At 36.0% G+C, this 21,164-nt stretch carries 21 protein-coding genes; 9 read left to right on the top strand and 12 right to left on the bottom strand.

Translation table 11 applies throughout. The features are described 5' to 3' along the window. Positions 1–21 precede the first annotated feature (21 nt). The 6 genes from AC3RVG_RS00245 to AC3RVG_RS00270 all read left to right on the top strand — a co-directional run bounded on the left by AC3RVG_RS00245 (position 22) and on the right by AC3RVG_RS00270 (position 6,549). On the top strand, positions 22–1,524 hold the full coding sequence (locus tag AC3RVG_RS00245) for a T9SS type A sorting domain-containing protein (protein WP_489689418.1): 1,503 nt from the start codon (positions 22–24) through the stop codon (positions 1,522–1,524). Between the two features lie 71 nt (positions 1,525–1,595). After that, a complete protein-coding gene (locus AC3RVG_RS00250) occupies positions 1,596–2,597 on the top strand; it encodes a glycosyltransferase family 2 protein (RefSeq protein ID WP_489689419.1) in 1,002 nt (333 codons plus the stop codon). 26 nt (positions 2,598–2,623) lie between these two features. After that, complete coding sequence (locus AC3RVG_RS00255) at positions 2,624–3,574, top strand: CdaR family protein (RefSeq protein WP_489689420.1); 951 nt, start codon at positions 2,624–2,626, stop codon at positions 3,572–3,574. Positions 3,575–3,607: 33 nt separating this feature from the next. Continuing rightward, positions 3,608–4,195 carry a dephospho-CoA kinase gene (coaE, locus tag AC3RVG_RS00260; RefSeq protein WP_489689421.1) on the top strand — a complete coding sequence of 196 codons (588 nt, stop codon included), beginning with the start codon at positions 3,608–3,610 and terminating at the stop codon, positions 4,193–4,195. Between the two features lie 73 nt (positions 4,196–4,268). After that, positions 4,269–5,828 carry a sensor histidine kinase gene (locus AC3RVG_RS00265; protein ID WP_489689422.1) on the top strand — a complete coding sequence of 520 codons (1,560 nt, stop codon included), beginning with the start codon at positions 4,269–4,271 and terminating at the stop codon, positions 5,826–5,828. 4 nt (positions 5,829–5,832) lie between these two features. Further along, on the top strand, positions 5,833–6,549 hold the full coding sequence (locus AC3RVG_RS00270; RefSeq protein ID WP_489689423.1) for a response regulator transcription factor: 717 nt from the start codon (positions 5,833–5,835) through the stop codon (positions 6,547–6,549). A gap of 39 nt (positions 6,550–6,588) precedes the next feature. On the opposite strand, the gene miaA is transcribed toward AC3RVG_RS00270, so the two are convergent. The 7 genes from miaA to AC3RVG_RS00305 all read right to left on the bottom strand — a co-directional run bounded on the left by miaA (position 6,589) and on the right by AC3RVG_RS00305 (position 13,714). Further along, entirely contained in the window at positions 6,589–7,506 is a 918-nt protein-coding gene (gene miaA, locus AC3RVG_RS00275) for a tRNA (adenosine(37)-N6)-dimethylallyltransferase MiaA (RefSeq protein WP_489689424.1), read from the bottom strand. Next, complete coding sequence (locus AC3RVG_RS00280; RefSeq protein ID WP_489689425.1) at positions 7,506–8,354, bottom strand: ion transporter; 849 nt, start codon at positions 8,352–8,354, stop codon at positions 7,506–7,508. The genes miaA and AC3RVG_RS00280 overlap by 1 nt, the downstream gene beginning before the upstream one ends. Positions 8,355–8,393: 39 nt before the next feature. Next, entirely contained in the window at positions 8,394–9,773 is a 1,380-nt protein-coding gene (locus tag AC3RVG_RS00285) for an exonuclease domain-containing protein (RefSeq protein WP_489689426.1), read from the bottom strand. Positions 9,774–9,838: 65 nt separating this feature from the next. After that, positions 9,839–10,507, bottom strand: coding sequence for a YggS family pyridoxal phosphate-dependent enzyme (locus tag AC3RVG_RS00290; protein WP_489689427.1), 669 nt, complete (start codon positions 10,505–10,507; stop codon positions 9,839–9,841). Between the two features lie 28 nt (positions 10,508–10,535). Then, entirely contained in the window at positions 10,536–11,774 is a 1,239-nt protein-coding gene (locus AC3RVG_RS00295) for a DUF1015 domain-containing protein (RefSeq protein ID WP_489689428.1), read from the bottom strand. Between the two features lie 42 nt (positions 11,775–11,816). Next, complete coding sequence (locus tag AC3RVG_RS00300; RefSeq protein ID WP_489689429.1) at positions 11,817–12,707, bottom strand: 3-hydroxybutyryl-CoA dehydrogenase; 891 nt, start codon at positions 12,705–12,707, stop codon at positions 11,817–11,819. A 38-nt stretch (positions 12,708–12,745) separates the two neighbouring features. Next, the gene (locus AC3RVG_RS00305; protein WP_489689430.1) at positions 12,746–13,714 is read right to left on the bottom strand and encodes a Gfo/Idh/MocA family protein; all 969 of its coding nucleotides are present in this window, start codon (positions 13,712–13,714) and stop codon (positions 12,746–12,748) included. Between the two features lie 305 nt (positions 13,715–14,019). Here AC3RVG_RS00305 and AC3RVG_RS00310 point away from each other — a divergent pair, with 305 nt between their 5' ends. Further along, the gene (locus AC3RVG_RS00310; RefSeq protein ID WP_489689431.1) at positions 14,020–14,661 is read left to right on the top strand and encodes a protein-L-isoaspartate(D-aspartate) O-methyltransferase; all 642 of its coding nucleotides are present in this window, start codon (positions 14,020–14,022) and stop codon (positions 14,659–14,661) included. Here AC3RVG_RS00310 and AC3RVG_RS00315 read toward each other — a convergent pair. The 4 genes from AC3RVG_RS00315 to AC3RVG_RS00330 form a co-directional block, all read right to left on the bottom strand. Continuing rightward, entirely contained in the window at positions 14,658–15,173 is a 516-nt protein-coding gene (locus tag AC3RVG_RS00315; RefSeq protein ID WP_489689432.1) for a GNAT family N-acetyltransferase, read from the bottom strand. The two genes, AC3RVG_RS00310 and AC3RVG_RS00315, sit on opposite strands and share 4 nt — an antisense overlap. Before the next feature lie 39 nt (positions 15,174–15,212). After that, the gene (locus AC3RVG_RS00320) at positions 15,213–17,693 is read right to left on the bottom strand and encodes a DUF5686 and carboxypeptidase regulatory-like domain-containing protein (protein WP_489689433.1); all 2,481 of its coding nucleotides are present in this window, start codon (positions 17,691–17,693) and stop codon (positions 15,213–15,215) included. A gap of 207 nt (positions 17,694–17,900) precedes the next feature. After that, complete coding sequence (gene smpB, locus AC3RVG_RS00325; protein ID WP_489689434.1) at positions 17,901–18,365, bottom strand: SsrA-binding protein SmpB; 465 nt, start codon at positions 18,363–18,365, stop codon at positions 17,901–17,903. A gap of 69 nt (positions 18,366–18,434) precedes the next feature. Beyond that, entirely contained in the window at positions 18,435–18,986 is a 552-nt protein-coding gene (locus AC3RVG_RS00330; protein WP_489689435.1) for a SixA phosphatase family protein, read from the bottom strand. 155 nt (positions 18,987–19,141) lie between these two features. On the opposite strand from AC3RVG_RS00330, the gene AC3RVG_RS00335 reads away from it, so the two are divergent. Both AC3RVG_RS00335 and AC3RVG_RS00340 read left to right on the top strand, forming a co-directional pair. Further along, positions 19,142–19,327 carry a CsbD family protein gene (locus AC3RVG_RS00335; RefSeq protein ID WP_489689436.1) on the top strand — a complete coding sequence of 62 codons (186 nt, stop codon included), beginning with the start codon at positions 19,142–19,144 and terminating at the stop codon, positions 19,325–19,327. Between the two features lie 247 nt (positions 19,328–19,574). After that, complete coding sequence (locus tag AC3RVG_RS00340) at positions 19,575–20,438, top strand: RluA family pseudouridine synthase (RefSeq protein WP_489690120.1); 864 nt, start codon at positions 19,575–19,577, stop codon at positions 20,436–20,438. Here AC3RVG_RS00340 and AC3RVG_RS00345 read toward each other — a convergent pair. After that, positions 20,413–21,093, bottom strand: a complete 681-nt coding sequence (locus tag AC3RVG_RS00345) for a methyltransferase (protein ID WP_489689437.1) — start codon at positions 21,091–21,093, stop codon at positions 20,413–20,415. The genes AC3RVG_RS00340 and AC3RVG_RS00345 overlap by 26 nt on opposite strands. Positions 21,094–21,164: the final 71 nt, after the last annotated feature.

Genomic DNA, 21,164 nt, shown 5'->3' on the forward strand with positions numbered 1-21,164 from the left:
TTAACATTAAATTATAATATTATGAAGAAAATTACTATTATGATGTTCTTTTTTGTTGCTGCTATTGGATTTAGCCAGGAACAAATTAAGATGCTCGGAACTAATAATCCGGTTGAATTTGAGCAACAAAGAACCGAAGTAAATCCAACAACAATTTTACCTTCCAATGCAACACCAGTAACGGACATTGCTTTATTGGGTAATAACAATCCAACTTATTTAGCCGTTTGTACAGAAGAGAACCCTAACGATGGTACTTTTGAAAACGGCTTTAACTGTTCATCTACAACTGCTTTTCTGACTGCTAACGATGTTACTGTAGCGGCTGACGAAAATTTCACCTTAACTAATATTACCGCTAGTATTTTCGCAAACGGTGGCATTACAAACGTGGATGTTAATTATTATGATGATGCAGCTGGACTTCCAGGCGTTATCATTGGATCTCAAGCCTCTGCTTCTATTGATAGCCAGACGGTAATTGGTGCAAACTTTGGTTTCGATGTTAACGAAATTCAATTGAGTGTTACACCTTTTATGTTCAATGGACAAGCTGGAGTTCCTACCACATATTGGATTGAATTGTCAGTTACCGACGGTGGTGCAACGGGTAGTGTATTTTGGGTAGTAACTTCTTCTACTATGGTAGGTAACCCTAGTGCTCAGTTTGATGCTGGTTGGGGTATTCCAGATCCTCTTATGGATGGTGTGTATATGTGGGAAGGAGATTGTGATCCAATTGGAGGAGGAGGCGGAGCCTGCGACGAAGAGAACCCTAATGATGGTACTTTCGAAAATGGCTTTAACTGTTCATCTACAACTGCATTTCTGACTGCTAACGATGTAACTGTTGCAGCTGGTGAGAACTTTACCTTGAATAACATTACTGCTAGTATTTTTGCGAATGGTGGAATTACAAACGTTGATGTTAATTATTATGACGATGCAGCTGGTCTTCCAGGAACAATAATTGGTTCTCAAGCCTCTGCTACAATCGACAACCAAACAGTTATCGGCGCTAACTTCGGTTTCGATGTTAACGAAATTGAGTTGACAGTTGCTCCTTTTACCTTTATGGGACAATTGGTTTTGCCTACCACTTACTGGATTGAACTTTCAGTTACAGATGGTGGAGCAACAGGAAGTGTATTCTGGGTTGTTACTTCTTCTACTATGGTAGGCAATCCTAGTGCTCAGTTTGATGCTGGTTGGGGTATTCCAGATCCTCTTATGGATGGAGTTTATATCTGGAGCGGAAGTTGCGATCCTATTTTAGGTGTTAGTGAGAACGCACTTGCAGGATTCTCTTATTATCCAAACCCAGTTACCGAAGTTCTTTCCTTGAAATCGGTTAATAATATAGAATCAGTTTCTATTTTCAATCTGTTAGGTCAGCAAGTGTTGCGCACTGATATTGGTGCTACAACATCTAATATTAACCTTTCTGGACTTACTACAGGTAGCTACATTATGCAAGTTACTGTAGATGGACAAACAGGAACCTACAAGATTTTGAAAAACTAAATTTTTTATAATCTAATTGAAAAGCCATCCACGAAAGTGGGTGGCTTTTTATATTTGATTAACTTTGACCGATGCAAATAAGCTATTCCTTCATAATCCCTGTATATAATCGCCCACAAGAAGTTAAGGAGCTTTTGGACAGTTTTACAGGTTTAGATTTTGGAAGTGATTTCGAAATAATTATTGTAGAAGATGGTTCCACGGAAACTTCGGAAAAGGTTATTGCGGAGTTCTCTGAAAAGCTTTCTATTTCATATTACTTTAAACAAAATTCAGGCCCGGGAGATTCCCGAAATTATGGCATGAGTCGCGCTAAAGGCAACTATTTTATAATATTGGATTCCGATTGTTTGTTACCTCCGCATTATTTGTTGGTTGTAGACGAATTTCTTCATAAAAATTATTTTCATTGCTTTGGTGGGGCAGACGCTGCTCACGCCAATTTTACACCTTTACAAAAGGCGATAAATTACGTAATGACTTCTTTTTTAACTACTGGCGGAATTAGAGGAAATACAAGAAGCGTTAATAGTTTTGAGCCCAGAAGTTTTAATATGGGAATTTCAAAAGAAGTTTTTCTAAAAACCGGCGGTTACTCAAAAATTCATCCCGGAGAAGATCCCGATCTTTCTCAGCGTATATTAAAAGCGGGATACAATACTACCTTTCTTCCAAATGCTTTTGTTTATCACAAACGAAGAATTTCGTGGGAAAAGTTTTATTTACAAGTTAAAAAATTTGGATTAGTACGTCCAATTTTAAATAAATGGCACCCTTCCGCTTCTAAAGTAACATTTTGGTTTCCAACACTTTTTGTAGTATTCGTAATTTTCTCAGTTTTGTTTGCCATATTTTTTACTCCGCTGTTTTTATTGCCAATATTATCTTATTTAGTCTTAATTTTTATAGATTCTAGCATAAAGAACAAAAGCGTCTATATTGGTCTACTTTCTTTACGAGCTGTATTTGTTCAGTTTTTCGGGTATGGCATCGCGTTTTTTAAATCTAGCTTTTTAATAAACTTTCTAAAGAAAGATCCACAGAAACAATTTCCCTTTTTATTTTTTAAGTAAATTTATTGATGGTGAATAAAACTAGTATGACTAAAGGAATCTTTAAGAAGAATAAAAATATAAAAGTGAAGCGATTCCTTTTCTTTTTATTAATCGCTGCTATTTTTTGGGTTTTAACGAAGTTTAGTAGAGAATTTACTTCGACTATGGTCGCCAAAATTCAATATGAGAATATTCCAGAAACCACTGCGCTATCTGATGAAAATCTACACGAAATCACCTTCGATCTTACGGCAAATGGTTTTGAAATTTTGTTTTACAAATTAAAGAAACCTACAATTGATGTACAAGTAGGTGATTTTTATGATAAAGAAGAGGATCACTTCACCATTAATAAAAGCAATTTAACCAGGATGGTATCTTCTAATTTTAATAGAAACTTGGCGATTAAAAATCTCTCTATTGAAGAACTGAATGTAGCTTTAGATCCAATTGTTTTGAAAAGAATTCTGGTTGTACCCAAGGCAAATCTTAGCTTTAAAGATGGCTTTAAGCCTATGGACAGCATAAAAGTAGTTCCAGATTCCGTAACCATTTCCGGACCCTCCGGTAGTTTGAAAAAAATAAACACAATTGGAACCGAAGAGATTTTAATAGAAAATATTGAAAAGAATATTTCAAAATCTGTTAAAGTGGTTAGCGGTAATTCTGAAATTGTTTCTATAAAACCAAATATGGTAACGGTAAGCCTGGATGTTGCCGAATATTCCCAAGGAAAATTTATACTTCCAGTTGAGGTTATAAATTTACCACCAGATTTGGAAATTAAATTGGTGAGTGCTTCCGTTACAGTTTCATTTGATGTATCGGTAACTGAATTCTCAAAAATTTCGAAAGAAAACTTCAGGGTAATATGTGATTATTCTAAAAGAAACAAAGAAGGGAATTTTATGCTTCCCGTTTTAGATAAAAAACCGTCCAGTATTCTAAATGTAGTTTTTGAACCTAAAAAAATCGATTTCTTTATCTTTAAATAAATCGAAAAATAAATTCACAAAAGTTTAATACTAATGAAAATTGTAGGCCTTACCGGCGGAATTGGGAGCGGGAAAACAACGGTAGCAAAAATGTTTTCTGAACTTGGTGTGCCTATATATATAGCCGATGTGGAAGCAAAGAAACTTACCAATACATCGAAGATTATTCGTCGTGAATTAATTAAACTATTAGGCGAAACAGTTTATAATGAAACGGGTTTAAATCGCGCGTATGTTGCAGACAAAATTTTTAATGATAAAGATTTGCTGCAAGCGGTCAATAAAATTATTCATCCTAGGGTTGCTGCACATTTTAAAAAATGGGCTTCAAAGCAAAATGCAGCTTATGTAATAAAAGAAGCCGCTATTCTTTTTGAAAATGGTAGTTATAAAGATTGTGATTCTATTATTCTTGTTACTGCGCCCAAGGCAACTAGAATAAATCGTGTTTTAGCTCGAGATAATTCTTCTAAAGCTGAAATAGAACAACGCATGAACAATCAATGGAGCGATGAAAAAAAACGTAAATTAGCTCATTTAATCGTTGAAAACATAGACCTTGAAGCAACCAAAAAAAGAGTTTCTGAAATTCACAAATCCTTTATTTCTAACCATCCTTAAGCGTATTTCTTTCTTTTGTTAACATTTGGTTAAATAATCAATTAGCTAAATGTTAAAATCTTACTTTTGGGGAATGAACAAAAAGCTTTTCGTATTGCTGATAGCGCTGATGAGCCTCTCATTATTGGGAATAATATTTGTTCAAGGATACTGGATATCAAATGCTTACCGAACAAAAGCAGAGCAATTTACTATAAATTCTAAACAGGTTCTTTTGTCTGTAGCAAAAGAAATCCAATTAAGAGAAAACGAAGCGTACTATCAAGTTTATAGTGCGTATGTGGACAGTATTCAAGTGCCAGATAATCAAAGTTTTACTGAGTTGGCTTATCGAATTCAAAATAAAGCCACAAACGAAACTTATATTTTTACAGACGGAATTCTAGAACAAGATTATAAACTTTCCTCGGGATTTTTTGATTCAGAAATGGATAGTGTTCAGTTTAGAAAACTTACAAGTAGAAAAACAAAGACTAAAATTTCAGAAGGTCTTGATGGGCAAACAATAACAGATACACGCGTAGAATCCTTTACCAGAATGAAGGATTATGAACGTAAACAGTTTGAAGATTTTGTGAGCAATGTATCTGCAATGGTCCCAATATATAAAAGGGTAGATGAAAAAGAGGTGTGGAGCCTGATTGAAAAGGAACTGAAAGAAAGAGGTTTAAAATCTAAATTTGAATTTGCAGTTTACAGTAATAATCTAGAAACTAAAGTACGCTCTAAAAATTTTAAGCTTGATAAAGGAAGCACGTATATGGTTCCACTTTTTGTAAGTGAAAACAAAAATAATTACGAACTTTATGTAACCTTTTCTGAAAGGGAAAGGCTCGTGCTAAATAGCATTTTAGGAATGGCTATCCTTTCACTTGTTTTTACAGCAGTGATAATTTTAGCATATGCTAGTGCAATCTCACAGATTTATAAACAACGTCAGATTTCACAAATTAAGACTGATTTTATAAACAATATGACCCACGAGTTTAAAACTCCAATAGCAACAATTAATTTGGCTTTGGATTCACTTAAAAACCCAAAAGTCAAAGACAATAAAGAGTTTCTGGATCGCTATTTAGGAATGATACGGGATGAAAACAGAAGAATGAACGCACAGGTTGAAAACGTGCTTCGAATTTCAAAACTGGAAAAGAATGAGTTGGATTTGCCCAAAGATCGCTTTGATTTACAAGACATTGTTGAAGATTCCATCTCGCACGTAAGTCTTATAGTTGAAGATAGAGGAGGTTATATAAACACACATTACGGGGCATTAAAATCTGCCGTTCTTGCGAATGAATCGCATTTAACGAATGTGATAGTAAACATACTTGATAATGCTATTAAATATTCTGAAGACACACCTAAAATAGATATCTATTCAGAAAACGTAAAAAATAGTGTTATTCTCAAAATTCGAGATCAAGGAATGGGGATGAGTAAAATCGTTCAAAAGAAAATATTTGAAAAATTTTACCGTGAACACACGGGCGATATACACAACGTAAAGGGTCACGGTTTAGGTCTTGCCTACGTTAAACGTATTTTAGACGATCACGACGCGGAAATATTCGTAGAAAGCGAAAAAGGAAAAGGTAGCACCTTTATAATAAAATTACACTTAATATCTTAAAATCATGGAAACAGAAAACAAAAAAATACTTCTTGTTGAAGACGATCCCAACTTCGGAACAGTATTGAAAGATTACTTAGCAATGAACGATTATAACGTTACACATGCTAAAAACGGAATGGAAGGTTTTGAAAAATTCAAAAAAGACGATTTCGATCTTTGCATACTAGATGTAATGATGCCTTACAAAGATGGCTTTACATTAGCGAAGGAAATTCGTGAAAAAAACGAAGATGTGCCAATCATTTTCCTTACTGCAAAAGCAATGAAGGAAGATGTGCTTAAAGGTTATAAAGTAGGTGCAGACGACTACCTAAACAAGCCTTTTGATAGTGAAGTATTGCTAATGAAAATAAAAGCAATTATTCAAAGAAAAGCGACAGATTCTATTGCAGACAGCAAACAATTTGAATTTCAAGTTGGTAATTTCCACTTAAATTCTAAATTGCGCTTTTTAACTTACAATAAGGAAACTCCTATTAAATTATCTCCAAAAGAAAACGAATTATTGCGTCTTTTGGCTCTTCATAAAAACGATTTAATGCCACGGGAATTGGCACTTACCAAGATTTGGAGAGATGATAATTATTTTACGTCAAGAAGTATGGACGTATACATTGCGAAACTCCGTAAATACCTTAGTCAAGACGACGGTGTAGAAATTATCAACATCCACGGGGAAGGTTTCCGTTTGGTTGTAAAGAGCGAAGTAGACAATTAATCAGTATTCTTAGCTTAAGATAAGTGTAAAAAAACGCCCTTATAGGGCGTTTTTTTCTTTTATGAAATTAATGATTTCCGTAGGCTCAGTTTCAAAATTGAACCAATGGATGGCTTCGTTTTTTTTGAACCAAGTATTTTGGCGTTTTGAGAATCGGCGCGTGTTTTTCTTTATTTCAGAAATTGCCTCTTCTAACGTTATTTTGTTGTCAAAATATTCAAACAGCTCTCGATACCCAACTGTTTGTAATGCATTCTTGTCTTTGTGCGGAAGCAATGCTTCGGCTTCCTCAATTAATCCAGCCTCCACCATTTGGTCTACTCGAAGGTTTATTCTATTATAAATAGTTTCTCTTTCAGCGGTTAAACCTATAAAAAGCACTTCAAAATCTCGTGCAACAGCTTCTCTATTTAGGAAAGTCGAATAAGGTTTTCCCGTAGATCGGTAGATTTCTAATGCTCGTACCAATCTGTGTGGATTGCGAATATCAACTTTTTCAAAATACGCTTCATCAACTTCTTTTAATTCAGTTTGAAGCGCTTCAATTCCATTTTCGTCTAATTCAGTATTTAACTGCTGTCTAATTTCTGAAGGCACTTCTGGAAAATTATCTAAACCTTTTACAACCGCATCTACGTAAAGTCCGGAACCACCAACCATGATTGCAATCTTCTTATTGGTGAAGTAGTTAGTTAAAAAAGCAATAGCGTCTCTTTCATAATCTCCAACGGAATATTCTTCAAAAATGGATCTGTTTTGAATAAAATGGTGCTGCGCAGCACTTAATTCTTCTTCACTTGGAACAGCCGTGCCGATGGGCATTTCTTTAAAAAACTGTCGTGAATCTGCCGAAATAATTTCAGCTGAAAAAGCATTGGCAAGTGCAATTGCCAGAGAAGTTTTGCCTATTGCCGTTGGGCCAACTACACAGATAAGCAACGGTTTTTTTGAAGACATTAGGCTTCGGGATTATTATTTGGTCGCAATTCATTACCACAATTGTCGCAGAAATGAGCGCCATCACTATGTTTTGATGCGCCACAATTTCTGCAAGATTGAGAGTTTACGTGTACAAGATCATCACTAGCTTTTTTTACATATTGCGCACTTACAATACCCGTAGGCACTGCTATAACACCGTAACCAAGTATCATAATAATCGTAGCCAATAATTGCCCAGCGGGAGTAATAGGAGTAATATCTCCAAATCCAACAGTTGTAAGTGTTACGATACACCAATAAACGCTAATAGGAATATTGTCAAATCCACTTTCTGGGCCTTCAATTAAATACATTAGTGTACCAGCAATAATGGCTACTATTAGTACCGCAAATATGAATATGAAGATTTTAGCTCTGCTTTCAACAAGTGCTTTTCTAAGTTTATTTCCTTCGCCAATATATCGAGTAATTTTTAAAATTCTGAAAACACGCAAGAGTCGTAAAGCGCGAACAGTAAGTAAATAATTGCTTCCAACTAAAATAAACGAAAGGTATAAAGGTATTGTGGATAGAAAGTCGATAATCCCATAGAAACTGAAAATATAGTTTTGGGGTTTTTTTACAGTAACTATTCGAGCAATATATTCAATTGTAAAAAAAATAGTTATGATCCATTCAATTATATAAAACAAGCGATGGTATTCTATATCGATGGAATTCACACTTTCCAGCATTACAATTACCACACTAAGCAGAATCAATATCAGCAGAATAATGTCGAAAAACTTGCCCATGGGCGTATCTGCTTCATAAATTATCTCATGAGCTTTAAAACGCCAGGATTTTTTATTGGATGGTTTCAAGTTAGGGTGTTTGACATGCTAAAAATAAGCAACTTTATACTAATTAACTGAGTTGGTAGAAAGGTTTACTGTTTTCAGTACTTTATTTTTTCGCAGGTAATTTTGAATTATGTGTTGTGCATCACGATTATCCTGCATTGGATTGATGATGGATTTCAATATCTCTGGATTGTTAATTTGATAATTCAGATTGTAAAAGCCATATCCTTTATACACCCCATTTTCAATTAAAATAACGGAACGCTCCTCAATATCTCTGCCTCGGTCAATAACCAGCATGTTTTGGTTTTCGTAACTGCACTTTTCCAAAAATGCATTAACACGATTGTTGTATTCGTCAACGGCCTCTTTGTTTATACAGGCTCCGTAGCACTCCTCGAGCGTATAATTGAAACATTGGTTTTCTGCTTCGTATAGCCCTGTTAGTTTTTGGCACAGCTGATTCTCCTCGGTAATTTTGAAAAGTGCCGTTTTAGCTTGCTGATAATTGCTAAAGGTTGTTATTGCTTTTTTTCTGCCGTCTGTCTTTTCAATTTTTAAATTGATATAACCGTTTTCATCTTCAAAAGAAGTAAGCTGATGCGTAAAAAGTGTTCTTCGAAGCGCACGGTTGTAAAGTGGTTTGTTTTGCTTAATTTCTTCACATTCCTTTAAAAGAGCAATTAATTCATTGCCTGTTTTTTCAAAAGAAACTGATTTTACTTCCAGTTGAATTCTTTTCGATTTACGGTTGTCGCTAGTAAAATGTTGCGTCAAACGCTTTTTAATATTTTTACTTTTGCCAATATAAATTATTTTGTCAGCTTCATTACGCATATAATAAACGCCTGTTTCCGAAGGAGCGCTTTCAATTAAATCAATCAGTTTTGGTTCCAATTTCCGTTTCGGGTCATTCCGAAGACTTTCAGAAATTATTTCTTTAGAAGTGTCTTTGGTCAATAACAATTTAAAAAGTGCTACCGTAGCCTTCGCATCACCTTGTGCGCGATGGCGATCGCTGAGTGGAATACCCAAAGCACGAACCAATTTTCCCAAACTGTACGATGCCATATCTGGAATCAATTTTTTAGAAAGTTCTACCGTGCAAAGGGTTTCTTTATCAAATTGATATCCCAATCGGTCAAATTCAGTGGTAAGAATTCTCTTGTCGAATAACGCATTGTGCGCAACCATAATACAACCATCGGTAATTTCGATAATGCGTTTTGCTACTTCATAAAACTTAGGCGCGTGCCGAAGCATTTCGTTATTAATACCCGTAAGGTTCACTACGAAAGGCTGGATTGGTATTTCGGGGTTTACGAGACTGGAGAACTGATCTACCACCTCGTGACCGTCAAACTTATAAATTGCAATTTCGGTTATTCCTTCCTCATTGTATTTTCCGCCTGTAGTTTCTATGTCTAATATTGCGTACATTCTTACTATTAACTATTCTGTATTTTTATTTCTTAAAGTAGGCGCTCGATAAATCGCAAGGCAACCTAATAATTTCGTTCGCCAAAAATTGAACTACCTACTCGTATCATGGTACTTCCGTTTTCGATGGCAATTTTGTAATCGCCGCTCATCCCCATACTTAAAATACTCAATTCTGTCCCAGACTCTTGGTATTCCTTTCTGAATTGATTGTATATTTTTGTCAACTTTTGGAATTCTGCTGAAATTTGACTTTCATCTTCTGTAAATGTCGCCATTCCCATTAAACCAACAACTTTTACGTTTTTCAGGTTTTTAATTTCTTCGGATGCCAGCAGTTTTGCGGCATCTGCTTTTTCCATTCCAAATTTGCTATCCTCTTCTGCTATTTTTATTTGAAGCAAACAATTAATAGTTCTATTGTTTTTTTCGGCTTCTTTATCTATTTCCTTTAAAAGTTTGAAACTGTCCACAGCGTGAATTAAACTTACAAATGGCGCCATGTATTTCACCTTGTTACGCTGAACATGACCAATCATATGCCACTGAATGTCCTTTGGCATTTCTTGCCATTTAGACTCCATTTCTTGGATCTTATTTTCACCAAAAATACGTTGCCCCGCATTATACGCTTCCATCAAATCGCTTACGGGTTTGGTCTTGGAAACCGCAACCAGCGTTACATTTTCGGGTAATTGAGATTTAAATTTTTTTAAATTTTTCTGTATCGTCATGTTCTCTTTCCTCTATTTTCTTTCTTTTTCAGAATTCATAAATAGTAACACCGCTCCTTAACTTTGGCTCGATATAAGTACTTTTTGGGGGCATCTTCAGGCCTTCGTCGGCAATTTGTTTCATCTCATCTGTGGTAACTGGAACTAACCCGAAACCTACGGCAAATGTTCCTGCATCGACAGCTGTTTTAACGAACGCCAAATCTCTTTTCCCGTGGGAGTATTCTATACGCTGGTCGTTTCTTAAATCTTCAATCCCTAGTAGTGGTTTTAGAATTGTAACGTATAAAATATGAGCGTCTAGCGCGTCTAGCGCATTGTTGATTTCATATTTAGTTTTGCGAAGGTACAATGAATAAAACTCGCCATCTAAATACATACTGAAATGATGCAGTTTGGAAGGTTTGTAGTATTCCATCCCACGATTTTCGATTCTGAAATGTTCGTCCAGTTTTATCAAAAACTCTTCTTTTTTCAATCCGTTCAAGTCTTTCACCAAACGGTTGAATTCATATATTTTTAAATCGCTTTCGGGAATTAAGAAGCTCATGAAAAAATTATAAGCCTCATCACCTGTATGGTGCGGATTTTCTTCTTTTAATTCTTTCGCTAATAAAGAAGAGGAAGCGGAGCGATGGTGGCCGTCAGCAATATATAAAGCCGGCATTTCTCCATAAATTTTTTGAATTCTTTCTAATAACGCTTCGTCATCTGTATTCCAAAGATAGTGTGTGTCGCGATAGGTAGTGGTAAATTCATATTCTGGACGATTTTCCATTACCTTATTAATAATTTCTTCTAACTCCGGATTGTCGGGATAGGTTAGGAGCACGGCTTCGGCATTAAAGCCAACTGTTTTTAGATATTCTTTAAAGATTATCTCTCTAAATTCCAGCGTGTCTTCGTGCCTTTTAATAATGTCGTCTTCATAATCTTGAACGCTTGCAGCAGCAACAATCCCTTGAAATTCTAATCCGTCGCGGTTTACTATTTTATAAATGTAGAACGAAGGTTTTTCGTCCTGCATAAAAATACCATCTTCTTTAAACTCTTGATACCTATTGCGCACAAGTCCGTAGCGTTCTACGCCAGATATCTCCTTTTGGTATTTAAAACCAGGGTTTACGATGTGCAAAAATGAAAACGGATTGTCTCGTAATCGCGACTCCACTTGCATTGCCGTGTAACTCTCGTAAGATCGTGCTGCGAGCAGACTTACTTTGTCTCGGGTGGGTCGAACGGCATTAAAAGGGATTATTTTGGCCAAGATTTTAGTTTAGAAGTTTAAATGTTTACGTGACTGAAAATATCACTTTATAAATTGTGAAGAAACAACTTCTGCCTTTCGGTTTTGGCTGTAATCGTAAAAACCTTCGCCGCTTTTAGCGCCCAGTTTTCCAGCCATTACCATATTTACCAATAATGGGCATGGAGCGTATTTCGGGTTTTTGAAGCCATCATGCATCACATTTAAGATTGAAAGACAAACATCCAAACCAATAAAATCGGCTAGTGCCAACGGGCCCATTGGGTGCGCCATTCCTAACATCATTACTGTGTCAATCTCTTTAACGCCTGCAACGCCATTATAAAGTGTTTCAACGGCTTCGTTTATCATCGGCATTAAAATACGGTTTGCTACAAAACCTGGATAATCGTTTACCTCTACGGGAACTTTATTCAGGTTTTTTGAAAGAGCTTCAACGGTTTTGAAAGTTTCTTCGCTAGTGCTGTATCCTTTTATAATCTCAACCAGTTTCATAATTGGCACAGGATTCATAAAATGCATACCGATAACTTGTCCGGGACGTGAAGTAGCCGAAGCAATCTGAGTAATTGAAATAGATGAAGTATTGCTCGCCAAAATAGTTTCCTCCAGACAGAATTTATCTAAATCACGGAAGATTTTCAACTTTAAATCTAAGTTTTCAGTTGCGGCTTCAACTACCAAATTGGAGGTTTTTACACCCTCTTCTAAATTTGTAAAAGTTGATATATTGCTAAGTGTACGGTTTTTATCTTCTTCCGAAATTTTTTCCTTCGCAACCATCCTATCAAGATTTTTGGTGATAGTAGCCATTCCTTTATCAAGGGATGGCTGTGAAAGGTCAATTAAATTTACTTTATAATCAAATTGCGCGAAGGTGTGGGCTATTCCGTTGCCCATCGTTCCTGCGCCTATTACTGCTATATTCTTCATAAATAATGCCCGCGAAGGCGGGTATCTTTTAAATTAAACTATATTTTCTTAAAATTTTCAATTATCAACATTGCAACTCGCAATGCTTCAGTGCCTTGTCGAAGCGATACTTCGGGGGTTCTGTCTGCTTTTATTGCTTCATAAAAACTTTCAAGTTCATCGAGGATGGCGTTGTTAGCTTCAATTTTTGGGTTTTCGAAATAAATTTGCTTCTTAATTCCTTCGGCATTGGTTAATACCATTGCGAAATCGTCAAGTTCTTCGGGAGCATTTTTCATTTTTACCACCTCGCATTTCTTCTCCAGAAAATCTACTGAAATATAAGCATCGCGCTGAAAGAAGCGTGCTTTACGCATATTTTTAAGTGAAATACGACTCGCTGTTAAATTGGCAACACATCCATTTTCAAATTCAATGCGAGCGTTGGCAATGTCTGGCGTTTCACTAATAACCGAAACTCCACTTGCGCTTACCGCTTTTACGGGACTTTTAACAACGCTTAAAATAGCGTCTATATCGTGAATCATTAAATCTAAAACCACCGAAACATCCGTTCCACGCGGATTGAACTCTGCCAATCGGTGCGTTTCAATGAACATCGGATTCTGTATTTTATCTTTAATGGCTTGAAAAGCAGGGTTGAAACGTTCAACCTGTCCCACTTGCCCGCGTACCTTTTTTAGTTTTGCCAAGTCGCGAATTTGCTCAGCTTCGGCAACGGTTTGTGTTATTGGTTTTTCAATAAAAAGATGCTTTCCAGCATTGATTACTTTTTCGGCACATTCAAAATGTTTGCTCGTAGGGGTTACCACCACTACCATTTCGCAAGCATCAATAAGGCTTTCCATAGATGGAAAACTTTTATAACCGAATTCAGTTTCTATTTTTTTTGAAGCTTCTTTGCTGGCGTCGTAGAAACCCACAAGTTCGTATTTTGAGGATTGCTGCAGCAATTTTAAATGTATTTTTCCTAAGTGACCAGCACCCAGAACTCCCGCTTTTAGCATTGATATCTGTTTTTCACAAATGTACGGGTTTTAGAGGGAAAGATTAAAAGTTGAGGGTTTAAAAGTTTAGAGTTTTAGGTGTTATTAGGATGAAATGATTGCATTAAAAACTAGATACAAATTTTAGATTGCTATCCTTTGTTGTTTGAAGATTAGTGTATTGGTTTTATTAAGTGTTTCGACCATTTGAAATATGAAAATTTGATGCTGGAAATTTGGTGCTTCATCCTCGAATTTGGTTACTTTGTACAGTCTAAAATATCAAGTCTCCTCCCGATAATTTCGGGACTAAAATATAACTAAAAGTGAAAGATACATTTACTCACCAAGGAATGCGGAAAAAACTGGTCGAAACCCTAAAAAAGAAAGGGATTTTGGATAAAAATGTATTGCAAGCCATAGGCAAGATTCCGCGACATCTTTTTATGGATTCTGGTTTTGAAGGTCACGCATATGTAGATAAAGCTTTCCCAATTGCGGCAGATCAAACCATTTCGCAGCCTTATACTGTTGCCCGACAAACAGAACTTTTGGAGGCTAAAAAGGGCGATAAAATTCTCGAAATAGGAACGGGAAGTGGGTACCAAGCAGCTGTACTTTTAGAAATCGGTACAACGCTTTATACCGTAGAAAGACAAAACGAACTCTTTAAAAAGACGAAATTATTTCTTCCAAAACTTGGCTACAAACCAAAACGGATGGTGTTTGGCGATGGCTATATTGGGCTTGCGGAAGAGGCTCCTTTTGATGGAATAATTGTTACAGCAGGAGCGCCTTTTGTTCCAAATCCGCTGTTGGCACAATTGAAAGTTGGGGGAAAATTAGTAATTCCCGTGGGTGAAAATGTGCAAATAATGACCGTCTTTTTACGTAAGTCTGAAACCGAATTCGAGAAAGAAGAGTATGGTGAGTTTAGATTCGTACCTCTTTTAGAAGACAAGAACTAACGGTTTAGATAAAATACTTCATTATTTTGGTTATCAGGGTCTTTAGTGGTTGAACTTGGAATAAATCCATGGAGTTTTAGAAGCTTTTTTGAAGGAATATTCCTATAATCTGTGTAAGCTACAATGGTTTCAAAACCGCTTTGGCTGAAGCCGAAATGTAAAACAGCTTTCAGAGCTTCGCTCATAATTCCTTTGCCTTGAAATTCGGGATCGAGGCCGTAACCTACTTCTGCAGTTTTCCGATCATCCGAAAAATTCCATAGACAAATTGAGCCTATCAAAACATTAGATTCTTGCATTGTAATTCCCCAAGTGATGGATTTATTTTTTCTTAAATCGGCAGTTATAAGTTCAATATGTGCAATCGCCAATTCACGTGTTTGCGGTTCTCTTTTTATGAATTTATTAATCTCTTTATCCGAACGGAAATAATGAACTCTATCTAAATCTGACGGTACAATTTTCCGAAGATTTAATCTTTCGGTGATAATAACTGGGAAAGGTATAGCCATAGTATTTTTTCTTTGTGAAACTCTGTGATTCACCTCGATTTAAAGTCCGAATATGTCTAAAAACTTCAGCCCAAAAATAAATGCTCCATCGCTGCCGCCGTTGTAATAAGAACGAACATAATCTACCCGAAGCAATCTGAATTTTCCAAAACCTAAATTGTCAATTCCTACGGAAATTTCGGAATACGGTTTCCTTTCTTCGGTGCTCAAAAAGTGTGCGCCGGCTACCAAGTTAAGATTTAGCTTATTGATTCCGGGAATTTTTCCTAAAATCCAACCGCGGAAATCATGTTCCACATGTCCTTCAAAATAACTTTTATTGGTGCTGAAATCATAATACGGCATCAAGTTGAAAACGTTGGTGTAATTAGCCGAAGTGCCCACCCGCGTTTGGTTTCCGTTGAAATGTTTGAAATCTACAAACGAAATTCCATCGCCGTTTGCAAAGGCACCACCTTTTAAATTGTAGTAAAACTGACCTTTGTTTCCGAGGGAAATTGATTGGTTTAAACCTGCTTCAAACTGCGTATAACCGTAATTAGATTCAGTAATAGCAGTACCGTTTTCCACTGAGAGTGTCAATTCTGGAAATTTTGTATCGCCCATATTAAACTTCATATCAGGGTTGGAATAATATTTCTGTTCAAAATTGATACGCGCCCGCACTTTACTTTTTATAATGTTATGTTCCGCAATTGCAGCGTTATTAAAATTGTTGGGAGCTAGTGGATTATTACTCGTATAGCTTACATTTTCAAAAGGAATTGTTACGTAATTGGTGTTATTGAAAAGCGGCTGTCGGTTTTCGTATCCCGCAGCGGCGTAAAGATGAAGCCCGTTAAAAATTTCTTGGCTGTAGCCAATTCTTCCATAATTAAGCTCGTACAGCTTCAAATAGTTTCGTTCAAAGAACAATGTGGCAAAAGTATTTATCAGGGGTGAAATAGGCTCCGTATTGTTAAATTGAGCCACTTCGCTTCCTCCCGAAAGGGAAAGGCGCAGTTTGTCTTTCCAATTAAAATTCCGAAGTATGCCTGCCGTAAATCTAAGTCTGTCCTCAGCAATTCCATAATCTGCGCGAATTGCTGCAGAAAGTGTGTTTGTTCGGTTGTCGTCGTACCATTTGCTATAGGTTAACCCAGCTTTGCTATTCCAGCCTTGAACGGTGTTGAAATTGATTTTTTGTAAAGGTCCTTCATAACCAACCGACCATTTTTCAAAGGAGTTTTTATATGAATAGCCTGTAATCAAACTGAGAATGCCCGGTTTGTTTGATTTTGCGTCCAATGAATCTAAATAAGGTTTTGTTTGCCGCAACACTTGAAGGCTATCTTTTTTAATGTAATCCTTTAATTCTTCGTTTGTAAGTGGCACAGGGCGACTTCCTTTCCAAAAAAGACTATCCTTTTTATTGGCTTCCGCTTTAAACGAAAGCACTTCATTTGTAAATGTCTTTTTTGAAAACTCTGGCTTAAAATTATAGTTGCAATAAACCGCTATAAATCCACCTTCGCCCTTCATTCCCAAGAGACCAAAACCGAAATCGATAGTTTGCGAAATCTTGATCCAAAAATCATTTTTTGCATCGTATTTGTAATTCTGTTTCACCAATAAGTTGTTCACAAAAGGCACTTGAATTGCTGCGCCAGTAGCGGAAAGTTCCGTGCCGTACAATTGCCAGTCATCTTCAACTATATAAATAAAACCCTGCCAAACCCTATCGTTAGGTCTTTTAGGGATGACTTTTATTTTATTGATGAGTTTTGGACCTTCATAAAAAACACCATCAAGTTTATAGTTGTAATAATTAAACGCATTATTAGCAATGGGCGAAACCAATTCAGCATTTAGCTCCACCGTGTTTTCATAAAACGAAATATTAGCACTCTGGGCACTGTTAAAGCTGAAGCCATTATCGTTGCCACTCACTTTGCTGGCAATAATTTTTTCGGTGAATTTATCAGGTTTTTGATATGCGATTTCCGAAATAGTTTCCGAGAGATAAATGATGCCGGTTCGGGTGGAATCAAGCATTCCATCAAAATCGCCTACTTCTTGGCCCATAATTTTTTCCGGAACGTTTTTCACTTTCCATAATCCGCGCGAGTAGAAATCGGCGGTGTATTCGCTTAGCTTATCCAAATTTTCTTTTCGTTGCGCAATCGTTTCTCTGATTATGCGGTATGCGGGATCTTCGGAAGTGTTTACTATTACTTCATCTAAACTCGTAGATTCTTCTTCAAGTGAAATATTTAAAATGAATGGAAATGAAGCGGGAGCAACCGTTTTACTCAAAGTTTTATAACCCAAAAACTGAAAAATAACTTCGTATTCAGCTTTTTCTGAAACGTTTAAAGAGTAATTACCATCGTCGTTTGTAGTAGTGCCAACATAGCTATGTTGAAGGTAAATGTTCACGTAAGGCAGCGGTTCACCTTTGGTATCGGTTACTTTTCCAACTATTTGGGCGGAAAGGGTTGCGGATAAAAAGAGTAGAAGGAGAAGAAGCTTTGTTTGCATTCGGTATTTTCAAAAGTTGATTAAACGATTGCAAATTACTAATAAAAATACTTCAAATTTGTAAAAGAAAGGTTTTTGGTTGACTTAGGTTTTCTGCCGATATATATGCTCACGGCAATGTAGATAAACCTACAAGGAAGCCTCCGTTGTCGGCAATGCCTTGCAGGTTATTGGGCGCGGAGTCGAAATGACATCTATCTTCCGCAATCAATTATTAAATGCCTTCTTAATTCTGCTAAGCTGCTTTTTGGAGTCGCGATCTTTAATTACTTCACGTTTGTCGTATTCTTTTTTACCACGGCAAAGAGCGATATCAATTTTCGCAAGGCCTTTGCTATTGGTGAAAAGAACTAAGGGAATAATTGTAAGTCCGCTGTTTTTTACTTCCTTTTCTAGCTTTTTGAGTTCACTGCGATTTAAGAGAAGTTTGCGTTCACTTTTGGGGGCGTGATTGTAATGTGTGGCGTGGCTGTATTCCTGCACGGTCATATTTATAACGAACAGTTCGCCATTGCTAAACTCACAAAAACTTTCGGCTATAGAAGCTTGTCCTTCGCGAATCGCTTTTATTTCGGTGCCGCGAAGCACAATGCCGGCAGTAAAAGTATCGAGGATTTCGTACTCAAACCTTGCCTTGCGGTTCTTAATTTTTACGTTTTTCTGAATTGCCATAAGTGCAAAAATAGATTGAATATTGCAGAATCAATAATGATTAACGAATAATGAGTACTATAGATTAAATTATTCAACCGTAATAGTTTCTACTTTTTTATCGTTGCCATTAATGGTAACTTTATAAAGCGTGGAATTTTCACTATCATCCATATCCTTAAATTTTTCTTCGCCAATAAGCTTATTTACCAATTGTGGAGTGGTGTTGCTATGACCAGCAATAAGAACTGTTTTGCCGTTAGTTTGCTTTAAAAATTCATCCGAATAAATAGTATTTGGTTCGTAACGTTTTGGCGAAATCAGTTTTTGCTGTGCGATTAATGAAACAGTTTGTTTGGTACGCACATATTTAGTTATATAGATTTCATCAATTTTAATCGTTTCAAAATAAGCAGCCCAGCGTTTGGCGCGCATCATCCCGTCAATATTCAGATTAGGATCCTGGTTGTTGGGGTCTGTGCGATCTTTTTCGGCGTGGCGAAGTAGGTAATAAATAGCGCTATAAGTCTCGGGAGTGTTTAAGTTTTCAGTTTCAACAGTTTTGTTTTCTTCTTGTTTTTCATTTTGCTGACCACAAAATGTGAAAAGGGGTAAAAGTAGAAGTAAGATGATGTTTTTCATATGGAAATAATTAAATAACAGTTTTTAAGACTCATTGGCAAAGTTATAACTAAAAGGATTGAATCTTTAATATTTCATTATAATATACGGACGGTTTGCTGTTGTAATTTTATAATTCGAAAAAGAATGAATTAATTAACTTAAAACAAAAAGCTATGAACGAGGATCAATTTAAAGGAAAATGGAAACAAGTAAAAGGTAAATTCAAACAACAATATGGAGACCTTACCGATGATGACCTAATGTACACAGAAGGGAAATCTGACGAATTACTTGGACGCCTTCAGGAAAAAACGGGTAAAACCAAAGAAGAAATAAAAGACCAAATTGACAAGTGGTAGTTTTATTTAAACTTTAATTACCGCTTTGTTTGAAGCCGGACTCCACAAGATTTCACTATTTGAAATCTTGTGGAGTCTTTTTTTTAGGTGAAATTTTTTTCGTTTGAAAATGTTAGCGAAGGATCAAGTTAGATAGTGCTTTGGCAAGTGGGCGGGATATTTCGTTATATTTGACATTAGAATAAATTATAAAAATTGAGTAAATGTGATACTAGACACGACTCTAAAATGTGACAATATAAACTATATCAACCCCACAGAAACCCATATTGTTCCTAAACTGCTAACTCCTATTCGGCTTCAAGAATATGGCGTGGGTATTTTCCAGGCAGCATTAACAAAATCAGCTTTAAAGAAAGTATTAAAGAAAAAGTATATTACGGTTAATAATGTAATTGCTACTTCGGCTACATTTATAAACGGAGGAGAATGTATTCGTTTAACCATTTTAGAAGAAATCGTTCCGAAGAAAAAACTAATCTTTCCACTAAAAATTTTATTTGAAGACGATTACTTAGCCGTAATTCATAAACCCGCTGGTATTTTGGTGAGCGGCAATAGTTTTAAAACCGTTGCGAATGCTTTGGCTCAAAACTTAACAAAAAGCAAACTATCTGATGCATCAACACCTCAACCTGTTCACCGATTAGATTTTGCAACCACCGGTATTTTATTGGTTGGAAAAACGAATGGTAGCATTCGTGAACTAAATAAATTGTTTGAAAATAGAGCCGTTAAAAAAACGTACTACGCAGTTACTATTGGTGAAATGAACGACAGTGGAAAAATCATTTCAGAAATAGATGGTAAAAAAACAGAATCGAATTTTTGGGTGCGCGAATCCGTCTTTTCACCAAGATTCGGCAAACTCAATTTGGTACAATTAGAACCTGAAACAGGAAGAAGACATCAATTGCGCATACATCTTTCAAGTATCGGAAATCCGATTTTAGGAGATAAAGAATACGGAATTGAAGAACTAATTTTAAACGGGAAAGGCCTGTATTTGCACGCTTATTCTTTAAAATTCACACATCCATTTACAAATGAAGAAGTTTTTCTAATAGATGAATTTCCTGAAAGGTTTAATAAAATATTTCATAAAGCGTAGTTACAATAACCCCTTTACCATCATTCACAACAACAGCCGATAATTGTTTTTCTTCTTTAACTTTCAAATTAAAGGGTGGAGCTAATAAGTTTATGCCACTTTGCTTTTTAAGTCTAATACCTTGCCCTGAAATAAGCTCTTTATTTGGTGTGAAATCTCCGTTGGGAATATGTTCTGTTAGGATAACATATTTAAAAGCTGATAGCTTATTCACTATATTTTGCACTTCAGCATTCGATAAATGTTGAAGCACTTGCCTTAATAAAGCACAATCCCCAGATGGCAAATCTGCTACCGCGATATTTAAACACTGGAACTCTAAATTTTCGGATTTAAACTTCGCTTTGTTACGTATAATAAGGTCTTCAACTATATCTACAGCGACATACTTTTTAGTGTGCTTTACCAGTTCTTTTCCAACATTAAAATCTCCACAACCTAAATCGCAAACCGTGATCGGACTTTTAAAAGAGTTGAGAAATGATGTTACAGCCTCTAAATACGGATTTACAATTTCAGGATTATGCGACCCCGACCCCGAATAGAAATCAGATTTTTCACCACCCCAAAGATTCATCTCATAAACTTGCTCCATAGCCTGTTTTGTTGGCCAAGGCTTATTTGTTTTATTAGGTTTATTTTCGATCTTCTTCATAAAAGTGCAAAGTTAATAATATACAATATTTCGCATACAACTCATTAAATAAAATTCTGTGGAAATTAGGT

The sequence above is a fragment of the Aequorivita sp. IT1282 genome (assembly GCF_058068205.1).

Excerpts from the sequence above, each read along its gene's own strand:
- AC3RVG_RS00245 (WP_489689418.1), top strand. The coding sequence starts at position 22 with ATGAAGAAAATTACTATTATGATGTTCTTTTTTGTTGCTGCTATTGGA.
- AC3RVG_RS00250 (WP_489689419.1), top strand. The coding sequence starts at position 1,596 with ATGCAAATAAGCTATTCCTTCATAATCCCTGTATATAATCGCCCACAA.
- AC3RVG_RS00255 (WP_489689420.1), top strand. The coding sequence starts at position 2,624 with ATGACTAAAGGAATCTTTAAGAAGAATAAAAATATAAAAGTGAAGCGA.
- coaE (WP_489689421.1), top strand. The coding sequence starts at position 3,608 with ATGAAAATTGTAGGCCTTACCGGCGGAATTGGGAGCGGGAAAACAACG.
- AC3RVG_RS00265 (WP_489689422.1), top strand. The coding sequence starts at position 4,269 with ATGAACAAAAAGCTTTTCGTATTGCTGATAGCGCTGATGAGCCTCTCA.
- AC3RVG_RS00270 (WP_489689423.1), top strand. The coding sequence starts at position 5,833 with ATGGAAACAGAAAACAAAAAAATACTTCTTGTTGAAGACGATCCCAAC.
- miaA (WP_489689424.1), bottom strand. The coding sequence starts at position 7,506 with ATGTCTTCAAAAAAACCGTTGCTTATCTGTGTAGTTGGCCCAACGGCA.
- AC3RVG_RS00285 (WP_489689426.1), bottom strand. The coding sequence starts at position 9,773 with ATGTACGCAATATTAGACATAGAAACTACAGGCGGAAAATACAATGAG.
- AC3RVG_RS00290 (WP_489689427.1), bottom strand. The coding sequence starts at position 10,507 with ATGACGATACAGAAAAATTTAAAAAAATTTAAATCTCAATTACCCGAA.
- AC3RVG_RS00300 (WP_489689429.1), bottom strand. The coding sequence starts at position 12,707 with ATGAAGAATATAGCAGTAATAGGCGCAGGAACGATGGGCAACGGAATA.
- AC3RVG_RS00305 (WP_489689430.1), bottom strand. The coding sequence starts at position 13,714 with ATGCTAAAAGCGGGAGTTCTGGGTGCTGGTCACTTAGGAAAAATACAT.
- AC3RVG_RS00315 (WP_489689432.1), bottom strand. The coding sequence starts at position 15,173 with ATGGCTATACCTTTCCCAGTTATTATCACCGAAAGATTAAATCTTCGG.
- AC3RVG_RS00320 (WP_489689433.1), bottom strand. The coding sequence starts at position 17,693 with ATGCAAACAAAGCTTCTTCTCCTTCTACTCTTTTTATCCGCAACCCTT.
- smpB (WP_489689434.1), bottom strand. The coding sequence starts at position 18,365 with ATGGCAATTCAGAAAAACGTAAAAATTAAGAACCGCAAGGCAAGGTTT.
- AC3RVG_RS00330 (WP_489689435.1), bottom strand. The coding sequence starts at position 18,986 with ATGAAAAACATCATCTTACTTCTACTTTTACCCCTTTTCACATTTTGT.
- AC3RVG_RS00335 (WP_489689436.1), top strand. The coding sequence starts at position 19,142 with ATGAACGAGGATCAATTTAAAGGAAAATGGAAACAAGTAAAAGGTAAA.
- AC3RVG_RS00345 (WP_489689437.1), bottom strand. The coding sequence starts at position 21,093 with ATGAAGAAGATCGAAAATAAACCTAATAAAACAAATAAGCCTTGGCCA.